This window comes from Pseudoalteromonas sp. NEC-BIFX-2020_015, from assembly GCF_012952265.1.
Lineage (GTDB): Bacteria > Pseudomonadota > Gammaproteobacteria > Enterobacterales > Alteromonadaceae > Pseudoalteromonas > Pseudoalteromonas neustonica.
The window spans coordinates 1-612 of the sequence record NZ_JABCJL010000098.1 but is presented as its reverse complement, the minus strand read 5'-3'; the positions used below and the strand labels follow the sequence as shown (position 1 = coordinate 612).

Below are 612 nucleotides of genomic sequence, written 5' to 3'. Positions count from 1 at the left end.
AGATATAGATATGGGGATGTAAATAACTTCGGTATGAATGATAAAGATACAAAAATATTAAAGGTTGTTGGAGCTTTGACTGTTGCAAGCTTAATTGGATATCAAACATTATCTAGTTCATTTGATAAAAATGCTGCTATTTCCGATTTGAAGGAAATGGACTTAAAAGAAGTAGCTTTAAAGGCTAGCATGAAAGGCAATAGTCTTAGATCAACGAGAAATACAACTATACTTGATGAGGTTGAAGTTTGTTTGTCAGAAATGACTAAAATTCCTAACTACCGATTTGGAGAAGAGGTGAATTGGGAAGTAGTTAGCTTTATTGGAGATAATACGATCCACAATATTTCTTATGCAGAATTGTCCTCAGGTGAGATTGCTCTGGGGGCTGAGTATATTTTAACCAATGTAGAAGCTGGGGAATCTACAAACCTTGGTGGAGGAAGGGGAGTATCTTCCGAATGTCTTGGTGAAATATTTAAAAAGTTTTAATGTAAATAAAGATGACATATATGGTCACTCCGCCTGAGTCAAATTTTCAGGTGGTTTTTTATTCTTTTACAGTACATTTTTGTTATTACATGATGATCACCGCGCCAGCGAGTTTTTACT

The 612-nt window shown here is 34.8% G+C and carries 1 protein-coding gene; it reads left to right on the top strand.

Annotated elements, in window-relative coordinates:
- The coding region (locus HH219_RS21720; protein ID WP_211842221.1) for a hypothetical protein at nucleotides 1-492 on the top strand (492 nt) is incomplete at its 5' end.
- Between the last annotated feature and the right edge of the window lie 120 nt (nucleotides 493-612).